This is a genomic window from Nocardia sp. NPDC023852, from assembly GCF_040639505.1.
Classification (GTDB): Bacteria; Actinomycetota; Actinomycetes; order Mycobacteriales; family Mycobacteriaceae; genus Nocardia.
In genome coordinates, this window is sequence record NZ_JBFAAB010000001.1 from 51,776 (window position 1) to 67,247 (window position 15,472).

General features: G+C 67.2%; 18 protein-coding genes. 9 read left to right on the forward strand and 9 right to left on the reverse strand.

What is annotated here, in order from left to right; all coding sequences use genetic code 11:
- Positions 1–7: 7 nt before the first annotated feature.
- The 3 genes from AB0H00_RS00220 to AB0H00_RS00230 form a co-directional block, all read right to left on the reverse strand.
- Positions 8–673: a histidine phosphatase family protein gene (locus AB0H00_RS00220; protein ID WP_357258414.1), complete on the reverse strand. Its 666-nt coding sequence runs from the start codon at positions 671–673 to the stop codon at positions 8–10.
- Positions 670–1,584, reverse strand: coding sequence for a prephenate dehydratase (gene pheA / locus AB0H00_RS00225; RefSeq protein ID WP_357258417.1), 915 nt, complete (start codon positions 1,582–1,584; stop codon positions 670–672). The genes AB0H00_RS00220 and pheA overlap by 4 nt, the downstream gene beginning before the upstream one ends.
- A gap of 93 nt (positions 1,585–1,677) precedes the next feature.
- Positions 1,678–2,094: a hypothetical protein gene (locus tag AB0H00_RS00230; RefSeq protein ID WP_357258420.1), complete on the reverse strand. Its 417-nt coding sequence runs from the start codon at positions 2,092–2,094 to the stop codon at positions 1,678–1,680.
- Between the two features lie 136 nt (positions 2,095–2,230).
- Here AB0H00_RS00230 and AB0H00_RS00235 point away from each other — a divergent pair, with 136 nt between their 5' ends.
- The 5 genes from AB0H00_RS00235 to AB0H00_RS00255 all read left to right on the forward strand — a co-directional run bounded on the left by AB0H00_RS00235 (position 2,231) and on the right by AB0H00_RS00255 (position 6,645).
- On the forward strand, positions 2,231–3,001 hold the full coding sequence (locus AB0H00_RS00235) for a DUF2470 domain-containing protein (protein WP_357258423.1): 771 nt from the start codon (positions 2,231–2,233) through the stop codon (positions 2,999–3,001).
- 159 nt (positions 3,002–3,160) lie between these two features.
- Entirely contained in the window at positions 3,161–3,955 is a 795-nt protein-coding gene (locus AB0H00_RS00240; RefSeq protein WP_357258425.1) for a CPBP family intramembrane glutamic endopeptidase, read from the forward strand.
- Between the two features lie 122 nt (positions 3,956–4,077).
- On the forward strand, positions 4,078–5,466 hold the full coding sequence (locus AB0H00_RS00245; protein WP_357258427.1) for an LCP family protein: 1,389 nt from the start codon (positions 4,078–4,080) through the stop codon (positions 5,464–5,466).
- 10 nt (positions 5,467–5,476) lie between these two features.
- Complete coding sequence (locus tag AB0H00_RS00250; RefSeq protein WP_357258430.1) at positions 5,477–6,025, forward strand: ferritin-like domain-containing protein; 549 nt, start codon at positions 5,477–5,479, stop codon at positions 6,023–6,025.
- Between the two features lie 71 nt (positions 6,026–6,096).
- Positions 6,097–6,645 (forward strand): ferritin, encoded by a 549-nt coding sequence (locus tag AB0H00_RS00255; RefSeq protein ID WP_357258433.1) that lies wholly within the window; start codon positions 6,097–6,099, stop codon positions 6,643–6,645.
- Between the two features lie 220 nt (positions 6,646–6,865).
- Here the strand turns inward: AB0H00_RS00255 and AB0H00_RS00260 are convergent, their stop codons facing one another.
- The 4 genes from AB0H00_RS00260 to AB0H00_RS00275 all read right to left on the reverse strand — a co-directional run bounded on the left by AB0H00_RS00260 (position 6,866) and on the right by AB0H00_RS00275 (position 10,442).
- A complete protein-coding gene (locus AB0H00_RS00260; protein WP_357258435.1) occupies positions 6,866–7,786 on the reverse strand; it encodes a DUF5926 family protein in 921 nt (306 codons plus the stop codon).
- A 445-nt stretch (positions 7,787–8,231) separates the two neighbouring features.
- On the reverse strand, positions 8,232–8,999 hold the full coding sequence (locus AB0H00_RS00265) for a glycerophosphodiester phosphodiesterase (RefSeq protein ID WP_357258438.1): 768 nt from the start codon (positions 8,997–8,999) through the stop codon (positions 8,232–8,234).
- On the reverse strand, positions 8,996–10,051 hold the full coding sequence (locus AB0H00_RS00270; RefSeq protein ID WP_357258441.1) for a DUF4328 domain-containing protein: 1,056 nt from the start codon (positions 10,049–10,051) through the stop codon (positions 8,996–8,998). The genes AB0H00_RS00265 and AB0H00_RS00270 overlap by 4 nt, the downstream gene beginning before the upstream one ends.
- A gap of 19 nt (positions 10,052–10,070) precedes the next feature.
- Positions 10,071–10,442 carry a rhodanese-like domain-containing protein gene (locus AB0H00_RS00275; protein WP_357258443.1) on the reverse strand — a complete coding sequence of 124 codons (372 nt, stop codon included), beginning with the start codon at positions 10,440–10,442 and terminating at the stop codon, positions 10,071–10,073.
- A 501-nt stretch (positions 10,443–10,943) separates the two neighbouring features.
- Here AB0H00_RS00275 and AB0H00_RS00280 point away from each other — a divergent pair.
- On the forward strand, positions 10,944–11,570 hold the full coding sequence (locus tag AB0H00_RS00280; protein ID WP_357258446.1) for a hypothetical protein: 627 nt from the start codon (positions 10,944–10,946) through the stop codon (positions 11,568–11,570).
- Between the two features lie 67 nt (positions 11,571–11,637).
- On the opposite strand, the gene msrA is transcribed toward AB0H00_RS00280, so the two are convergent.
- On the reverse strand, positions 11,638–12,318 hold the full coding sequence (gene msrA / locus AB0H00_RS00285) for a peptide-methionine (S)-S-oxide reductase MsrA (protein WP_357258449.1): 681 nt from the start codon (positions 12,316–12,318) through the stop codon (positions 11,638–11,640).
- A gap of 179 nt (positions 12,319–12,497) precedes the next feature.
- Between msrA and AB0H00_RS00290 the strand changes: the two genes are divergently transcribed.
- The 3 genes from AB0H00_RS00290 to AB0H00_RS00300 all read left to right on the forward strand — a co-directional run bounded on the left by AB0H00_RS00290 (position 12,498) and on the right by AB0H00_RS00300 (position 15,006).
- On the forward strand, positions 12,498–13,121 hold the full coding sequence (locus AB0H00_RS00290; RefSeq protein ID WP_357258452.1) for a superoxide dismutase: 624 nt from the start codon (positions 12,498–12,500) through the stop codon (positions 13,119–13,121).
- A gap of 307 nt (positions 13,122–13,428) precedes the next feature.
- Positions 13,429–13,956, forward strand: coding sequence for a peptidase (locus AB0H00_RS00295; RefSeq protein ID WP_357258454.1), 528 nt, complete (start codon positions 13,429–13,431; stop codon positions 13,954–13,956).
- 294 nt (positions 13,957–14,250) lie between these two features.
- Complete coding sequence (locus AB0H00_RS00300) at positions 14,251–15,006, forward strand: TMEM165/GDT1 family protein (RefSeq protein WP_357260302.1); 756 nt, start codon at positions 14,251–14,253, stop codon at positions 15,004–15,006.
- Here the strand turns inward: AB0H00_RS00300 and AB0H00_RS00305 are convergent.
- Positions 14,951–15,364 (reverse strand): MarR family transcriptional regulator, encoded by a 414-nt coding sequence (locus AB0H00_RS00305; protein ID WP_357258457.1) that lies wholly within the window; start codon positions 15,362–15,364, stop codon positions 14,951–14,953. The genes AB0H00_RS00300 and AB0H00_RS00305 overlap by 56 nt on opposite strands.
- Between the last annotated feature and the right edge of the window lie 108 nt (positions 15,365–15,472).

A 15,472-nucleotide genomic window follows, 5' to 3' on the forward strand; every position in this document is an offset into this window, starting at 1 on the left:
CCGTGCCTTAACCCATCGGATCGTCGGAAGTCGGCGCGACGTCGTAACCGAACGGCGGCGTGAAGCGGCCCCAGCGAATGCACTCCCACCCACCGTCGGGCATCGAGACCAGCTCGATGGTTTCGGTGTTGTCCAGGTGGTTGTTCGTCGTGAACGGTGGTTGCACACCGGCGAGTGTGCGGCCGACGAGTCGCATAGCGGCGCCGTGGCTGACCAGCAGCACATCGCCATCGCCCGATTCGGGCGTCAGATAGGTCTCCCGTAATCGCACGATCGCGGGCAGAAAGCGGTCCAGGACATCCTGGCCCGATTCCCCTCCTGGCACCCTCTGGGTGAGATCGCCGTCGTGCCAGGCACCGTAGATCCGCTGAAAGGTACGGTGCGCCTCTTCGCTGTGCTGTCCTTCCAGGTCACCGGCCTGCACCTCGTGCAGACCGTCGAGCACGGTGGCGGGCACACCGGTCGCCGCCTCGATGTAGTTCGCCGTCTGCCGTGCACGCAGCGCCGCCGAGCTGAACAGAACTTTCGGCGGATCGAGCAGCCCCTCCCCGAACGTCTTCGCCTGTGCGGCACCACGTTCGGTGAGCGGCAATCCTGGCACCCTGGTGTCGAGCAGCTTGGCGACATTCCCTTCGGTCTCTCCGTGCCGGACCAGGATCAACCTTCCGCTCATAGGTCCGCCACCCCCTTTCTCAGCTGAATCAACCACTCCGCCGCCGCTTCGTCCGATGGCGGCGGCGTGCCGGTCGTCGAGGTCGCCGCCCAGGACCCGAGGAACCGGATCAGTGCGGTGCGGTGCAACGCCTTGAGCGCCTCGGCCACCGCCGTGTCGTCGATATGCCCGACGCAGTCGAGATAGAAACGGTAGGTGCCCATGCCGGTTCGGGTCGGACGTGACTCGATTCTGGTCAGATCGATACCGCGGGTGGCGAACTCGGCGAATGCGCGCATCAGCGAACCGGGCTCGTTCGGCAGCTCGAGCACGATCGAGGTGCGGTCTGTTCCGGTGGGGGGCGGCGCCACCCTGGGTCGGGTGCACAGCACGAAACGTGTGATCGCCTGCTCGTGGTCGGCGACACCGGAGGCCAGCGCGACCAACCCTAGTCGTTTCCCCGCCAACGCCGTCGAGACGGCGGCATCCGCATTGCCCGCCACTACGTCTTCCGCGGCCGCGGCATTGGACGCCGACGTGTACAACCGGGCGTGCGGCAGGTGCCGTGCAACCCACAACCGCACCTGGGCGGCGGCCACGGGATACGCAGCGAGCGTACGCACGTCCTGTGTGGTCGTCCCCGGCTTGCCGAGAATCGTGAAGCTCACCTCGAGCTCGGTTTCGGCGATGATCTGCAGGCGCGAGCCTATCGCCAGAGAGTCGAGCGTTGCCGAGATCGAGCCCTCGACCGAGCTCTCGATCGGCACCACCGCCCCCTCGACGTCGCCGGAGCGGATCAGGTCCAGCGCGGCTCCCTGGCTGGGCGCGGCGACCCGCTCGACGGGCCCGTCGAAGGCCCCCGAGGATTCGAGTTCGGCGAGGGCCATCTCGGTGAAGGTTCCGGACGGCCCGAAGTACGCGATTCGCGGCACGGTTACGACAGTACTTGCGTGTTCGCCCGACCCTCCGCGGATTGCGCCGAGCATGCCACACGCGACAGATGTACAGCGACCGTGAGTGTGCGCTCAGCTGCCGGTCAGCACGCTCAACGCGCTGGTGACCTGGTCGGCGGCCTCGGTTTCGATGGCGAGCAGGACCGATCGGATGGCCTCGACGGCGGGCGGTTTCAGCGCGGTGAGGAATGCGACATCGGGGTTGCTCAGTGCGCCGCGGATGTCGTCACCGCACAGCGCTGCGGCCGTCGCGGCGACAATTGCCAGCGCTCGTTCGCCGGACGAAGTGCGTGCCACGAAGCCGCCGTCGGCGTGCGCCACGCCCGCGAGAAAGTCGGCGATCTCAGCGTCCGGCGCATCCAGTCCGAGGATTGGCGCGGTCGCGCCTGCGCCGACACCGCAGACCAAATCGTCGACCAGGCTGCGTCGCGCGGGCGCCGACAACCTCACCAGCACCGGTTCCCCCACCGCTTCCGTCCGCTCTGCCACGTCCTCACCGTAACAACCCGTCTCGAGGCGGCTCGTTCGCTCCGATCGGGTCGATCGGAACGCTTGCGAAATTCCACTCCACTGACTTAGCTTAGGGTAACCTAATCATCGTACCGCCCGACTACCGGAGGTTTGTATGCCGCGTCCCACCCCGACGACTGTCGCACCTTCTACCGCCGAGCGGGTACGCAGCGCATGTGCGCATGCCGAGCATGCGGTGTTGGCCATGCCGGGCATCGACACGACGCCGATCTCCGTGCACCACGTGCGCCAGTGCGGTGACGCCGTGATCGCGGTGCCGACCGCCTCGGTCGCGGCGGTCCTGGCGGGCAATTCGGGCGACAGCGGAGCGCCCGCGGTGCTAGAGCTGACCGATCACGCACCGCTGCCGCTACGCGAACCGGTGCGGGCATTGGTCTGGTTGCGCGGCTGGGTACGCGCGGTGCCCGCGCAGGCGCAACGCGCCTTGGCCGGCGAAGTGGCCAAGGAGAACCCGCATCCCGGCCTGCTCGACATCGGCCACGGCGCAAGCCTGCTGCGGCTGGTGATCGGCTCCGCCGTGGTGGCCGACTCGACCGGTGCGGAATCGGTGAGCAGCGACGAGCTACGCCTTGCCCAACCGGATCCGTTCTCCGCCATGGAATCCGCCTGGCTGCAGCACATGGACACCGACCACGCCGACGTCGTCGCCCAACTGGCCCGGCACCTGCCGCCCAGCCTCCAGCACGGCATCGTGCACCCGCTGGCCATCGACCGCTACGGCCTCACCCTGCGCGTCGAAGGATTGGACGGCGACCACGACTTCCGACTGCCGTTCAGCGCACCGGCCGACGACATCGAGGCGCTCAGTCGCGCCGTGCGGACCTTGGCCGGTTGCCCGTTCCTCAACGGCCTGCGCCGCATCTGACTCTCGTTTCACAGAGCCGTCCGCAACCAACCTCCCAGCCCCTGCCGCGGTTCGTCGACGCCTCGGGATCCGGGTGCGCGGGCGCATCGATCCCGATCCGAGTAATTCCGACGCTGACGCGCCGCGCACCCCACGCTCCGCGCGCAATAGATTCGACCCATGCGTGCGAAGTCCGGTGCCGAGTGGGACGAGACCGAGCCGACGGATCGGGAGCGGCTCGGGATCAAACTCGAGATCCTCGTAGTGCTGCTGGTCACATTCGGCCTGAGCGGGCTGAACGCCGCCCTCTCGCTGGTGGACAGTGCGCTCGCGCCAGGCGGTGTCCGCGGACGGACCGTCGCGCTGAATCCGTCGCGATCCACCCAGTCCACCATCGATCTGCTCTTCCAGCTGCTCAGCGTGCTGCGCCTGGCGGGGTGGGCGGCGCTCGGCCTGTATCTGCTGTGGCGCGGCGGCATGGGGCCGCGGATGATCGGCCTGGCGAACCGGATCCGGTGGCGCGCGGACGTGCTGCCCGGCATAGTGCTCGCCGCGATCATCGGGTTGCCAGGGCTCGCGCTGTATCTCGTCGCGCATGCCTTGGGCTTCAGCGTGACGATCGTGCCCGCCTCGCTCGACGACTACTGGTGGCGTTTGCCCGCGCTGATCCTGTCGGCCTGTGCAAACGCGGTCGCCGAGGAGGTCGTCGTGGTGGCGTTTCTGATCACCCGGCTGCGCAGGCTCGGCTGGTCGGCGAACTCCGCGTTGCTGGCCTCAGCCCTGCTGCGTGGCAGCTACCACCTGTACCAGGGTCTGGCCGGCGGGCTCGGAAACGTGGCGATGGGATTTGTCTTCGGGCGTTACTGGCAGCGCACGAACCGGCTGTGGCCGCTGGTGCTCGCGCACGCGACCATCGACACGATCGCCTATCTCGGCTATACCGTTCTGCGCGGCAATGTTTCGTGGCTTCCGTGACGCAACTGTTCCCTTTGTCACGCTAACGGCTGGGTTTCCCTCGCGAATTACGGAAGACAGCCTCCGCTTCGGGGCCGACACGCGCGGCACCCGAGGCCCTCCCGATAAGTAGAGTCTCAGTGATGAACGGCGACGACCCCCAGCGCAACGCGCGGATGCGCCGGGTGCCGCCGCCCGGTCGTCCCGGCGATCCCCCGATACGGCGCGGCGCGCCCGCCGCGGGGGACCAGCAACCACCGCGCATCGAGCCCACCCAGGTGCTGCGCCGCGACGGCGCCCCGGGTCCGTATCCGCCGCCGCTCGCCTATTCGCAGGTCACGCCGGAGCCGGTCCCGCCGCGAATGCCACCGCCGCCGCGCAAACCCCCGCAGGCACGCACGCATGCACCGACCCAGCGTCCGGTCCCGCACCACGAAGGCCCACCGCACGCCCCCACCCAGCGCCCGGTCCGGTACGGCGCTGGACCGCCGCACGCACCGACACAGCAGCCGCGGCCGTACCGCGAAGGTCCGCCGCCACCGCCTCCGCCACCACGCGGCGCGCGGCCGCCGAGAGCGCCGCGACCACGCCGCAAGCGCCACCCCTTCCGCTGGTTCCTGGCGTTGCTGCTGGCGCTCGTGCTCGCCGCGGTAGGAGCCGTCATCCAGCTGGACCGCTCGCTGAACCGGATCCCCGCCCTGGCGAACTACGCCGACCGAGTCGGCAACACACCTGGCACGAACTGGCTGCTGGTCGGCTCCGACGGACGCGGCGGCCTGAGCCCCGAGCAGGAGCAGGAGCTCGCCACCGGCGGCGAAGTCGGGCCGGAGCGCACCGACACGATCATGTTGGTGCATGTTTCCGAATCGGGTAAGACCACCCTGGTCAGCCTGCCGCGCGACTCCTACGTGAGCATCCCCGGCCAGGGCAAGGACAAACTCAACGCCGCGTTCGCGCTCGGCGGACCGGCGCTGCTCGTGCAGACCGTGGAGATCGCCACCGGCGTGCGCGTCGACCATTACGCGCAGATCGGCTTCGGCGGTTTCGCCAGCGTGGTCGACGCGCTCGGTGGCATCGACGTGTGCGTACCGAAGCCCATCGACGACCCGCTCGCGGGCATCGATCTGCAAGCGGGCTGCCAGCGGCTGAACGGACCCCAGGCGCTGGGCTTTGTGCGCAGCCGCGCCACCGCCCTCGCCGACCTGGACCGGATGAACAACCAGCGGATCTTCATGGCCGCCCTCCTGAAGAAGGCGACCAGCGGTGCCACCCTGGCCAACCCGTTCAAGCTCTGGCCGCTGGCCACCGATACCGCAAAGTCGTTGAAGGTCGACAACGGCGACCACATCTGGGACCTGGCGAGGCTCGGCTGGGCGCTGAAGGGCGAAACGGTCGCGACGGCGGTGCCGGTCGGCGGATTCGCCGACACCGATAGCGGCAACGTGCTGCTGTGGGACAAGGACAAGGCGAGTCGATTCTTCAACGCACTCGCCAAGGACCAGGCCGTCCCGGAGGATCTGCTGACGAGGTAGCGTCGGGGACATGACGGACACCGATGTCGCTGAGTCCTTTCCCGACGTACTGCGCGCACAGATCCGTCACGGGTTCACCGCCGCCCAGCAGTATCTCGCCGCCGCCGTGTACTTCGACTCGAACCGGTTGCCGCAGTTGGCCGGACACGGCTACGGCCGGTCGCGGGAGCACTACGCGCACGCCCTACGGATGGTGCAGTACCTGCTCGACCGTGACCTCTATGTGCAGATCGGCGGGTTGGACGAGGTCCGCTCGACCTTCGAAGACCCGCGCGCCGCAATAGCTTTCCTTCTGGAGGTCGAACAGACCCACAGTACCCAGATCAGCGACGTGGCCCGTGCGGCGCGCCTGTCCGGTGACTATCTCGGCGAGCGATTCATCCAGTGGTTCCTCGAAGAACAGGTGCGGAGCGTGGCCAGAACGACCACGCTGCTGACTGTCATCGATCGTGCCGCGGGTCAGTTGTTCGACGTCGAGGAGTTCATCGCCCGCGAGCTTCGAGCGCCGCAGCCCTTCGACGGCACGGCGCCGAAAATCGCAGGGGCAGCGAAGAATTAATTAGGCAACACTAGCCTCAATAAGGTTGCACTTGGATGACACGTGGCGTGACCAGCGCTAATGTCGCTGATATGTCCAGTCATCCGGAATCCCCCCGCAGCAAATTCCATGGCCTGCTGCACGACCAGATCCGGCACGAATTCAACGCCGAACATCAATACATTGCGATAGCGGTGTGGTTCGATAACGCGGATCTGCCCCAGTTGGCCAAGCGTTTCTACGCGCAGGCGGTCGAAGAACGCAACCACGCGATGATGATCGTGCAGTACTTCCTCGATCGGGATATCAGTATCGAGCTTTCCGGCGTCGACGCCGCCAAATCGCGCTTCGAGACTGCCCGCGAACCGATCGCGCTGGCCCTCGCCCAGGAGAAGACGGTCACCGACCAGATCATCCAGCTGGCGAGTACGGCCCGGGAAGAGGGCGACTACCTCGGCGAACAGTTCATGCAGTGGTTCCTGAAGGAACAGGTCGAAGAGGTCGCCAATATGACAACCCTGCTCACGATCGCTGATCGCGCGGGGTCGAACCTGTTCGACCTCGAAGAATTCATCGCCAGGGAAATGAGCGGCCCCAGTGATACCTCCGGTGCCCCTTCGACAGCGGGCGGCAGCGTCTGACCGCGTTTCCCAAAAGACTCCAGGCCCAGCTCTTCGCGAAGAGCTGGGCCTGTCGCCGCGTTATAGGTATGCCCTACCGAGAACTCATCGCACCGAACCGTGTGAGCAATGCGTCCATAGTTTCTTCACTTTCCGAATCGGTTCGGTGAGATTGGTCTTACCTCCCACCGACTTTCGGTAGTAGCGAGAACCGACTGAAACCGGGCGACAACTTCCCGGCTCAGCGCAGGGTGATCTGACGAGACCGCAGACCGTCGCGCGAACGCCGCTCGTCCGCCGTCAGCGGAGCATCCGTGGCCAGCGCCTCGGCCAGCCGAGCGCCGAACTCGATGGCCGGCTTCACCCACTCGTCGGCGTGCCGCTCACGATCCAGGTCGAACACCGGCACCAACAGCCCGTGCGTGCGGAACGAACCCGCGAACCGCGAGCCGTCACCGAGCTGCAGACCACCCGACGCGTGCAGGCGCGCCAAGGCCTTCATCAGGTTGTCTTCGTCCTCCGGCCGGACCCAGCGGATGTGGGCCTTCTCGCCCGCGTCCACCCACCAGGCCGCGCCGATCGCGTCCGCATCCAGCCCGAGCCGCGCCGACGGCATGATCGCCTGCTTGGCCTGCTCGATGGTCGCCGCGACCTGCGGGTCGGGATCGACGCCCTCGGGCACCCACCAGTCGAAGTCCTGGTGCACCGTGAGATCCAGCCCCACCCCGGGGTCGATCACGTCGGCCAACCTGGGACCGCCCGCCACGCTCTCCACGGAGGTCAGCGAGTCGCCGGGCTCGGCCGACTGCGTCCACAGGATCGCCGCGGCGAGATCGGCAGCCGGATCGGCTCCCTGGAACTGCACCTGCGCGCCGACGTAGCCGCTCGGCTGGTCGTCGGCCCGCACCAGCGCGGCCACCGCGCCGGGCAGCACGGTGGCGAGCACGACCGTGCGCTCGGCCGCGACCTCGGGCGACAGCGTCAGCTGCGCGGTCGCCGACGGAACGAACTCACGCAGCGCGACGAGATCGCACTCCGCGGCCAGGCCCTCGAACGGACGCGTGACGCCCTGCGCCGCCTGCTCCAGTGCCGCCCGCCTCTCCGCGAGACGCTGTGCCCGGTTTCCGCCGGGCTTAGGACTGTTGCGCTTGCTCTTACCCACGAGGGGTCAACCTACAGGGTGCTGTGTTGAATTGGCAGCGCCTGCGGCGCTGCGTGTTCGCGGCTGTGTTCTGGCCGCGCGACCGCCGCCGGCGACTGCGTCGCGAAGGGTCGGCCGCTCGGACACGAGCCGGGTCGCGAACCGACAATGCTCGGTCTCGCTCCGCTCGGAAGCGGGGGTTGGGCCGATGTGGCCCCGTTGGTGGGCACCGGGTGTTTTGCTGGTGGAGGTAGGTCGTGGTGCGGCGGCTGGTGACTCGTTTGCGGATACGTCGGTGGCTCGGACGTGAGTTGTCGCGGGCGATTCAAGAGTGGACACGGCAGCCACTCGGACACGAGCGGGCAATGCACAAGTCGGAAACGGGATGCCTTGTGTGATTGCGTGAGGCGCCAGCAGTCGGATCTGGAAGTGCGAGCGATCTTTCCGGTGGCCGGATGTAGCCGGTTCAGGCAGCGCTGAGCAGCGACTTCGTGCGGCCCGGGTGGTTGGTGGCGATCCAGCTGACGCCGAGGTCAGCGCACAGCTGGACGTCGCCGGGGTCGTCGACGGTCCAGCAGTAGGTGGCGCGGCCCGCGGCGGCGGCCTTGTCGACTAGTTCCGGGTGATCGCGCAAGGTCTTCACCGACGGGCCGACAGCGGTCGCGCCGACCGTCGTAGCGGCCGATCCACCCAGGTAGCGCGACGATTCGCCGAGCAGCACGGTGGGCAGCAGCGGCGCGGAGCGACGAATCCGCCAGACCGCGGTGGCCGCGAAGGACATGACCACGGCGCGAGAGTGGTCGGCCGAGGCGGGAGCGGCGATGCCGAATCGCTGGAGTTCGGCGAGCAGCTTGTTCTCCACCAGCGCCCCGTAGCGGACCGGGTGTTTGGTCTCGATGAACAACTTTGTCGGCCTACTGCGCCAGTCCAGCACCAAGCCGATCAGCTCGCTGAGGGTCAGCACCGTGGCGCGCTCGCCGTCGCCACCGAAGTCGAGCGCCTGGAGTTCGGCCAGGGTCATCTCGCTGACCAGTCCGGTGCCCGAGGAGGTCCGATCCACGGTGCGGTCGTGCACGCACACCAGGTGCCCGTCACGGGTCAGCCGGACGTCGCATTCGACGCCGTCGGCGCCCTCCTGGAGTGCCAGCTCGTAGGCGGCGAGCGTGTGCTCGGGGCGCGCCGCCGAGGCGCCTCGATGCGCGACGACGAACGGCGCGCGACTGCCCTGGCTCACTTGGCCACAACCTCCTGCTCACGGTCCACAGCATCGCGGTCCTCGTCCGCGGGCGCGGCGATCGCCTCGGCTCGCGCGGTGTCGGCTTCCCGGTCGCCGCCGCCGGGATGCACTGGCTCGATCACCGGCACGGCGGGATCGACCGCGATCAACCACCGACGCGCGATCCGGCCGCGACCGAGCAAATCATGCCCATCGATTGTTTGCAGCACCCACAACGTCAGCAACGCGACGCCGACGGCGACTGCGTCGGTGAACGCGGTGAACATCACCCCGTCCGCTTTGGCCTGCAGCGAATCCGCAGTTCGCCACAGCAATGCGGCCACCGTGACGATGCCGCCGAACACCCAGGTCACCCACCAGATCCGGACCGCGCGGACGGCGCGCGGATCACCGCGTCGCGCGACGAGCTCGGTGAGGAAGATCCCCGGCCACAGCAGGTTGACCACCGGAACGAGGCAACCGAGCGCGAGCGCTGGCCGTGAGCGCGGGTCGCGCCGGCCGGCCTCCGCGTAGGCCACTCGCCTCGTCTCGATCAGCCAGCCGAGCACGGCCACCGCCGTCACCAGCGCGAGCATGAGTGCGAGGACGGCGGAGCCGATGACGAACGCGTCGGAGCAGAACAGCACGGCGGGATGGATCAGGCGGGTCCGGTTGCGCAGCAGGATCAGATAGCGCACCAGCTCGGCCACCGTGGCGACGGCGAACACGACTGCGGTCGCGACCAGCAGCTTGGTCACCGAGTCCGTCAGCCGGCCGAACGGACGCGACGGTGCGGTAGTAGCCTGCGCCGGCGGGTCGATCAGCCCCCAGCGCGGGGGCTGCGCGTAGCGGGGCGTCTCCGTCCGAACCGCGGGGCGCGCGGACTGCACCCGGCGGGCGCGTTGGTCGGGTCTGCGCGCCACCCATCGGTAGTTACGCCGGTCGGCGGGAGCGTCGATCGGCGCGGGCGAGAGCAGCACGCCGCGGCAGCGCGGGCACCAGTGCATCGGTGCCCCTTGCACGGCCCAGCGCGCGCCGCAGCGCGCGCAAGGTTGCACCACCGTACTCACCGCGCACCTCGTTCTTTCGTCAGTAGATCTTCGCCTGCTGGTCGCCCTCCGCGACCAGCGGGCGTCCCGCGTGCTGCCACGCCACCATGCCACCGCGAACCTGGATAGCGTCGAAGCCGATGTGCGTGAGGTATTCGGCCACTTGGAGCGACCGGCCACCTTGCCTGCAAACAACGTAGAGATCGGCGTCGTACTCCAGCTCGTCGAGCCGGGCCGGCACGTCGACCATCGGGATGTGGATCGCGCCTGGCGCGTGCCCGAGCTGCCACTCGTCGTCCTCGCGGACGTCGAGCAGGATCGGTCGCGGAGTGTCAGCCGACGCGGGCACGCCGCAGTCGAAATCGGCAGGTACGTCTTCCACCGCGACCGACGGAACGTGGGGGCTCGTCACAGTTCCGATCCTGCCATGGGCGGCGGACTGCCGTGGAGTTCCGAGGCGGCGCAGGAGACTCGACGGCGACTCGCGACATCAGGTATGGTTTGCCCTTCGGAACATGACCGCGGCCCCACTGCCATGCAGGTTGCGCATAGTCGGTCGAAGTTATCCACATAATCCACAGCCTGATCCACAGGGTAACTATCGGGTAGAACACACCCACAGACTGTGGCTATCAAGCAACTGATCGGTTTTACTCGACCACCCGCCTCGGGGCCGCGGCTCCAGGTACATCGGGATGTGCCTGGCGAATCGAGTGATGCGAATGACCGATCCGGGACTCCCCTCCTGATCATCCCGGAGCGGCCATTCGTCACCCACCTCGGAACCTGCAGCGATGGAGGCTCCGATACCTACTTGGACGGGGCCGGGCCGCGTTCGGTTCCATGCACAACGCGAAACTGACGAAAAGATGAAATACCCGGCGCAGGCAGTGGCGGTCGGTAGCCTGAGGACATGGACGTGAGCAGGGGGCTACTCGGCGGAATGGACATAGGCGGAATGGACATAGGCGGCCTCAATGTCGCGTTATCCGAGGCAGCGTGCCTCGGCCTCGCGGTGGATCAGGCGGCCAATCGGCTACAACTCGACCTCGAGGTGCTGACGCTTCCGGAGAACGGAACGGCATCCGACGATTACCGGGTCCAGGTGGCATTCACCGGCGTGAGCCGGGTCGCCGCATCACTGCGAGTGCAGCACTGGGACGATATGGAACCTCGGGTGCTGCCGCTGCAACTGGACGGCCTCGGTGAGGCGATCCGAAGCTTCGGCGGCGGGCGGCTGCACGGTTGGGAATTCATCGACCTCGACGACAGCGGCTGGGCCCTGTGGAGTGAGCTGCTCAGCTTCGATACCGAGATCGACGATCACAGCTCCAGCCATGTGCTGGAGTTCTCCCAGGAAGAGGGCCTCGATCCGCGCGAACTCGACGTGCGGGTGTGGTTCGACGACCTCAGCATCCGCGATTCGCGGGGCACGCAGATCCCGCTGCCGGATTTCATCGAGGGCGGCGCACGCTGGTGGAAAGCGCACGACGCGGGCGACCCGCGGGCCACCCGCCCCGGCATCGCACCTCCGCTGTAACATCCGACGCCGAACCGCCCCTCCGGCCTGATCGCATGGGCGGTTTCGTTTCTCTGCTTCCGGAACGTCAGGCACCCAAGCCCACCGGGCAGCTCACGCCGGTGACATGGACCGGGCAGTATCCGCCCGGGTTCTTCGCCAGATACTGCTGGTGGTAGCCCTCGGCGTAGTAGAAGCCCGACAAGTCGGGCAGCGGCACGATCTCAGTGGTGATCTCGCCGTATCCGGACTCGGCCAGACGCTTGCCGAAAAACTCCTCGGTCGAGCGGGCTACCTCGGTCTGCTCGGCATCGAGAGTGAAGATGGCCGAACGGTATTGGGTACCGCGGTCGTTGCCCTGCCGCATGCCCTGGGTGGGATCGTGGTTCTCCCAGAAGTATTTGAGGGTGCCCGCGTAGTCGATCACCGCGGGATCGAACGCGACGAGCACAGATTCCGTGTGCCCCGTCCGCCCACTGCACACCTCTTCATAGGTGGGGTTCGGCGTGTACCCGCCGACATAACCGACCGCGGTCGTGTAGACCCCGTCGAGCTCCCAGAATCCCTTTTCCGCGCCCCAGAAGCAGCCCATGGCGACGACCGCGACCTGCATGTCTTTCGGAAACGGTGGGTGGATCGGGTGACCGTTCACAAAATGGGTATCCGGCACCGGAAGCGGTTCGGCCCGGCCGGGCAGCGCCCGCTCCGGGGTGACGAGGGCGGACTCGGGAAGTCTGACGCGCCCTACTAGTTCGTCGTACCACGACATGGTTCGATGCTACGCGTGCGGTTCCTGTGGTGCCGATGTTCATGGTGTGACGGTGGCGCGACCCGGGTGCTACCGGAATGCGGGGGCATCCGGCCAGGTTGGAACCGATCGGGTGTACGAATGATGGCTGGGTGTGCTCGGAAATCCGTGCACACCCAGCCCGACTAGGAAGGGACATCGTGGCTGAGTACACGCTGCCAGATCTGGACTACGACTACAGCGCCCTGGAGCCCCATATCTCCGGGCAGATCAACGAGATTCATCATTCCAAGCACCACGCCGCTTACGTCGCCGGTGTGAACACCGCGTTGGAGAAGTTGGAAGCGGCCCGTGAGGCAGGCGATCACGGCGCGATCTTCCTGCACGAGAAGAACCTCGCGTTCCATCTGGGTGGGCACGTCAACCACTCCATCTGGTGGAAGAACCTCTCCCCCAACGGCGGTGACAAGCCGGTCGGCGAGCTCGCCGCGGCGATCGACGACCAGTTCGGTTCGTTCGACAAGTTCCGCGCGCAGTTCGCCGCCGCGGCCAACGGTCTGCAGGGCTCCGGCTGGGCCGTACTCGGCTTCGATACCCTCGGCCAGAAGCTGTTGACCTTCCAGCTCTACGACCAGCAGGCCAACGTCCCGCTCGGCATCATCCCGCTGCTGCAGGTCGACATGTGGGAGCATGCCTTCTACCTGCAGTACAAGAACGTCAAGGCGGACTACGTCACCGCGTTCTGGAACGTCGTCAACTGGGCTGACGTCCAGGATCGCTTCGCCAAGGCGACCACTCAGGCCAAGGGCCTCATCTTCGGCTGAGCCGTTCGGCACCGGCGTCGGGTCCGCGAATCCACCGAGCCGCGCGGCTCGGGTTCGCGGACCCGTTCTGTGTCCACCGTCGCACCAGCGTTTGCGGAGCGCACTGCCCCGACTGCCGGCCGATAGGTTCGGCCGAGTACGGGTCGAATCCGTTCGGTGTGCAGCAAGATTGCCCCTCGGCCCGTCGCCGACCGTCCAATTGGCACTCTTTGGTACTTGTGTGCCAGGTGATTTGTGGTTCATATTCGGGAATCCACAGTAAAGACGACGGGCAGGGCCGCCCCCGGTGTCACGACGGGAGGCAGAAATGCGCACCAACGAACCGATCGGCATCACGCCGTTCCACTCGCGCGGCTCGCTGCGGGGTTTCATCATCTCAGGCCGCTGGCCGGACACCACCAAGGAATGGGCGCAGGTGCTCGTGCTGGCCGTGCGCGTGGCCACGCTACCAGGATTACTGACGACCTCGACGGTCTTCGGGGTGCGCGAGGAGCTGCCAGACGATCCGGCACCCGGCACGGTCGGACTGGTGCTGGCCGAAGGACCGGTGCTCGGCGCGGAGGCCGTGGAGCCCGGGCGGTTTGCCGAGCATGTGCCGCCCGCCCTCCTGATGCTGCATCCTCCGTCCGAAACCCGCCCGTCGCTGCCCGAGTGCATGGGCGTGGCATCCGGCTGCGTCCTGCTGCCCGGTGTGCCGCATCTCGGGCTGGAGCACCGCGCCGCTTGGGCCGAGACGGAGTCCGACGGCACAGTCACCTCGCTGGTCAGCCGGGTCGGTCTCGACCCGATCAGCGATCCCGACACCGCGGTTCTGGCTATGCTGCTGGCCGCGTGAGGGTAACCGAAACTCTCGCCGTGGATTGCCAAACTTATTGTGCGCATTGCGATTTCGATTACAACGACTTGGCAGCGCAACTTCGGCCGGGTAAGGTCGATGGAAGCGAAGGGGAGTAGCCCCCAATCACACAGTCGACATACTGACCCACTGTCCCGCCAGGGTCCGGGTCCGGTTGTGTGAACCGGCATCCGATCGGTGGGCGAGACCTTCGGCCTGGACAACCCTTTCATTGTCGGCCGGAGGAAGACCGAGAACTCCGCCCGACAGGCCGGAGACCCGGGAGCCGCCAACATGATCACCACGGTATTGCTGAGTATCGGCGTCGTCTTTCTCGCCGAACTGGGCGACAAATCCCAGCTGATGGCGCTGACGTTCGCGCTGCGCCATCGCTGGTGGGTGGTGCTCGGCGGCATCGCGACGGCCACCGCCGCGGTGCACCTGATCTCGGTCGGAATCGGATACTTCCTCGGCGCAGCGTTGCCTACAAGGGCCATCTCGCTGATCGCCGCGATCACGTTCCTCGGTGTCGGCTTGTGGACACTGCGTGAGCACTTCGGCGGCGCCACGAACGACGAACCCGAGCCGAAGACCCTGCGGACCAACACGGCACCATTCTTTGTGGTGCTCTCCGCGTTCCTGCTCGCCGAGCTGGGCGACCGGACCATGTTCGCCACCGCCGCGCTGGCCACCGACTACGACTGGGTCGGCGTGTGGCTCGGCTCGACCATCGGCATGGTCGCCGCCGACGCGCTCGCCATCGCGGTCGGCATCCTGGTCGGCAAGCATCTGCCGGAGCGTGCCATCGGCGTCGGGTCGGGCGTGCTGTTCCTCTACTTCGGCGCGGCGACCCTGCTCGGAGCGGCGGCACCGGCCGTGGACGGCCTGATCGTCGCGGCCGTGGCCATTGCCGTACCGGTGGTGGCCATCGGAGTGCTACTGATTCGCAGGGCGATCGCAGTCCAACAGTTCCGAGCTGGCGAACCAGGGACGATCACGAAGTCTGCGCAGGCCGCAGCCGATTGGTTGCCTGGGCAACGCGGTCGTTGACCTCGGTGACGAATGGTGTCAACAGTTCGATCTCAGCGGTGTCGTACCCGTCGAGATGTTCGCTGATCGCAGCGCCCAGGCCGGAGAACAGCGGCGCGACCGCGGCGCTGTTCTCGTCGAGCGCGACGAGAACGCGACGCCGGTCGTCAGGATCGCGTTCGCGCCGAACGTAACCTGCCCGTTCGAGTCGGTCGATCAGGGCGGTTACCGCGCCACCGCGGGTGATCCCGATGCGATCGGCCAGCCTGCCTGGAGTTTGCGGCCCATCGACGCCGAGAATACTGAGACAGCTGAGATCGGCTGGTCGGATCTGACCGATCCCGTCCCCGCACGACCGCTCGCGCGGGGACGGTATCACCGCCGAACATTCCCGTTCGCCAATAGTTTGCCAAGGGGACCCGATGGGAGTGAGCCATGCTGGGCCTCTCATGGAGAACCGGTTAGGGTGCCATTGACAAAGGGCCAA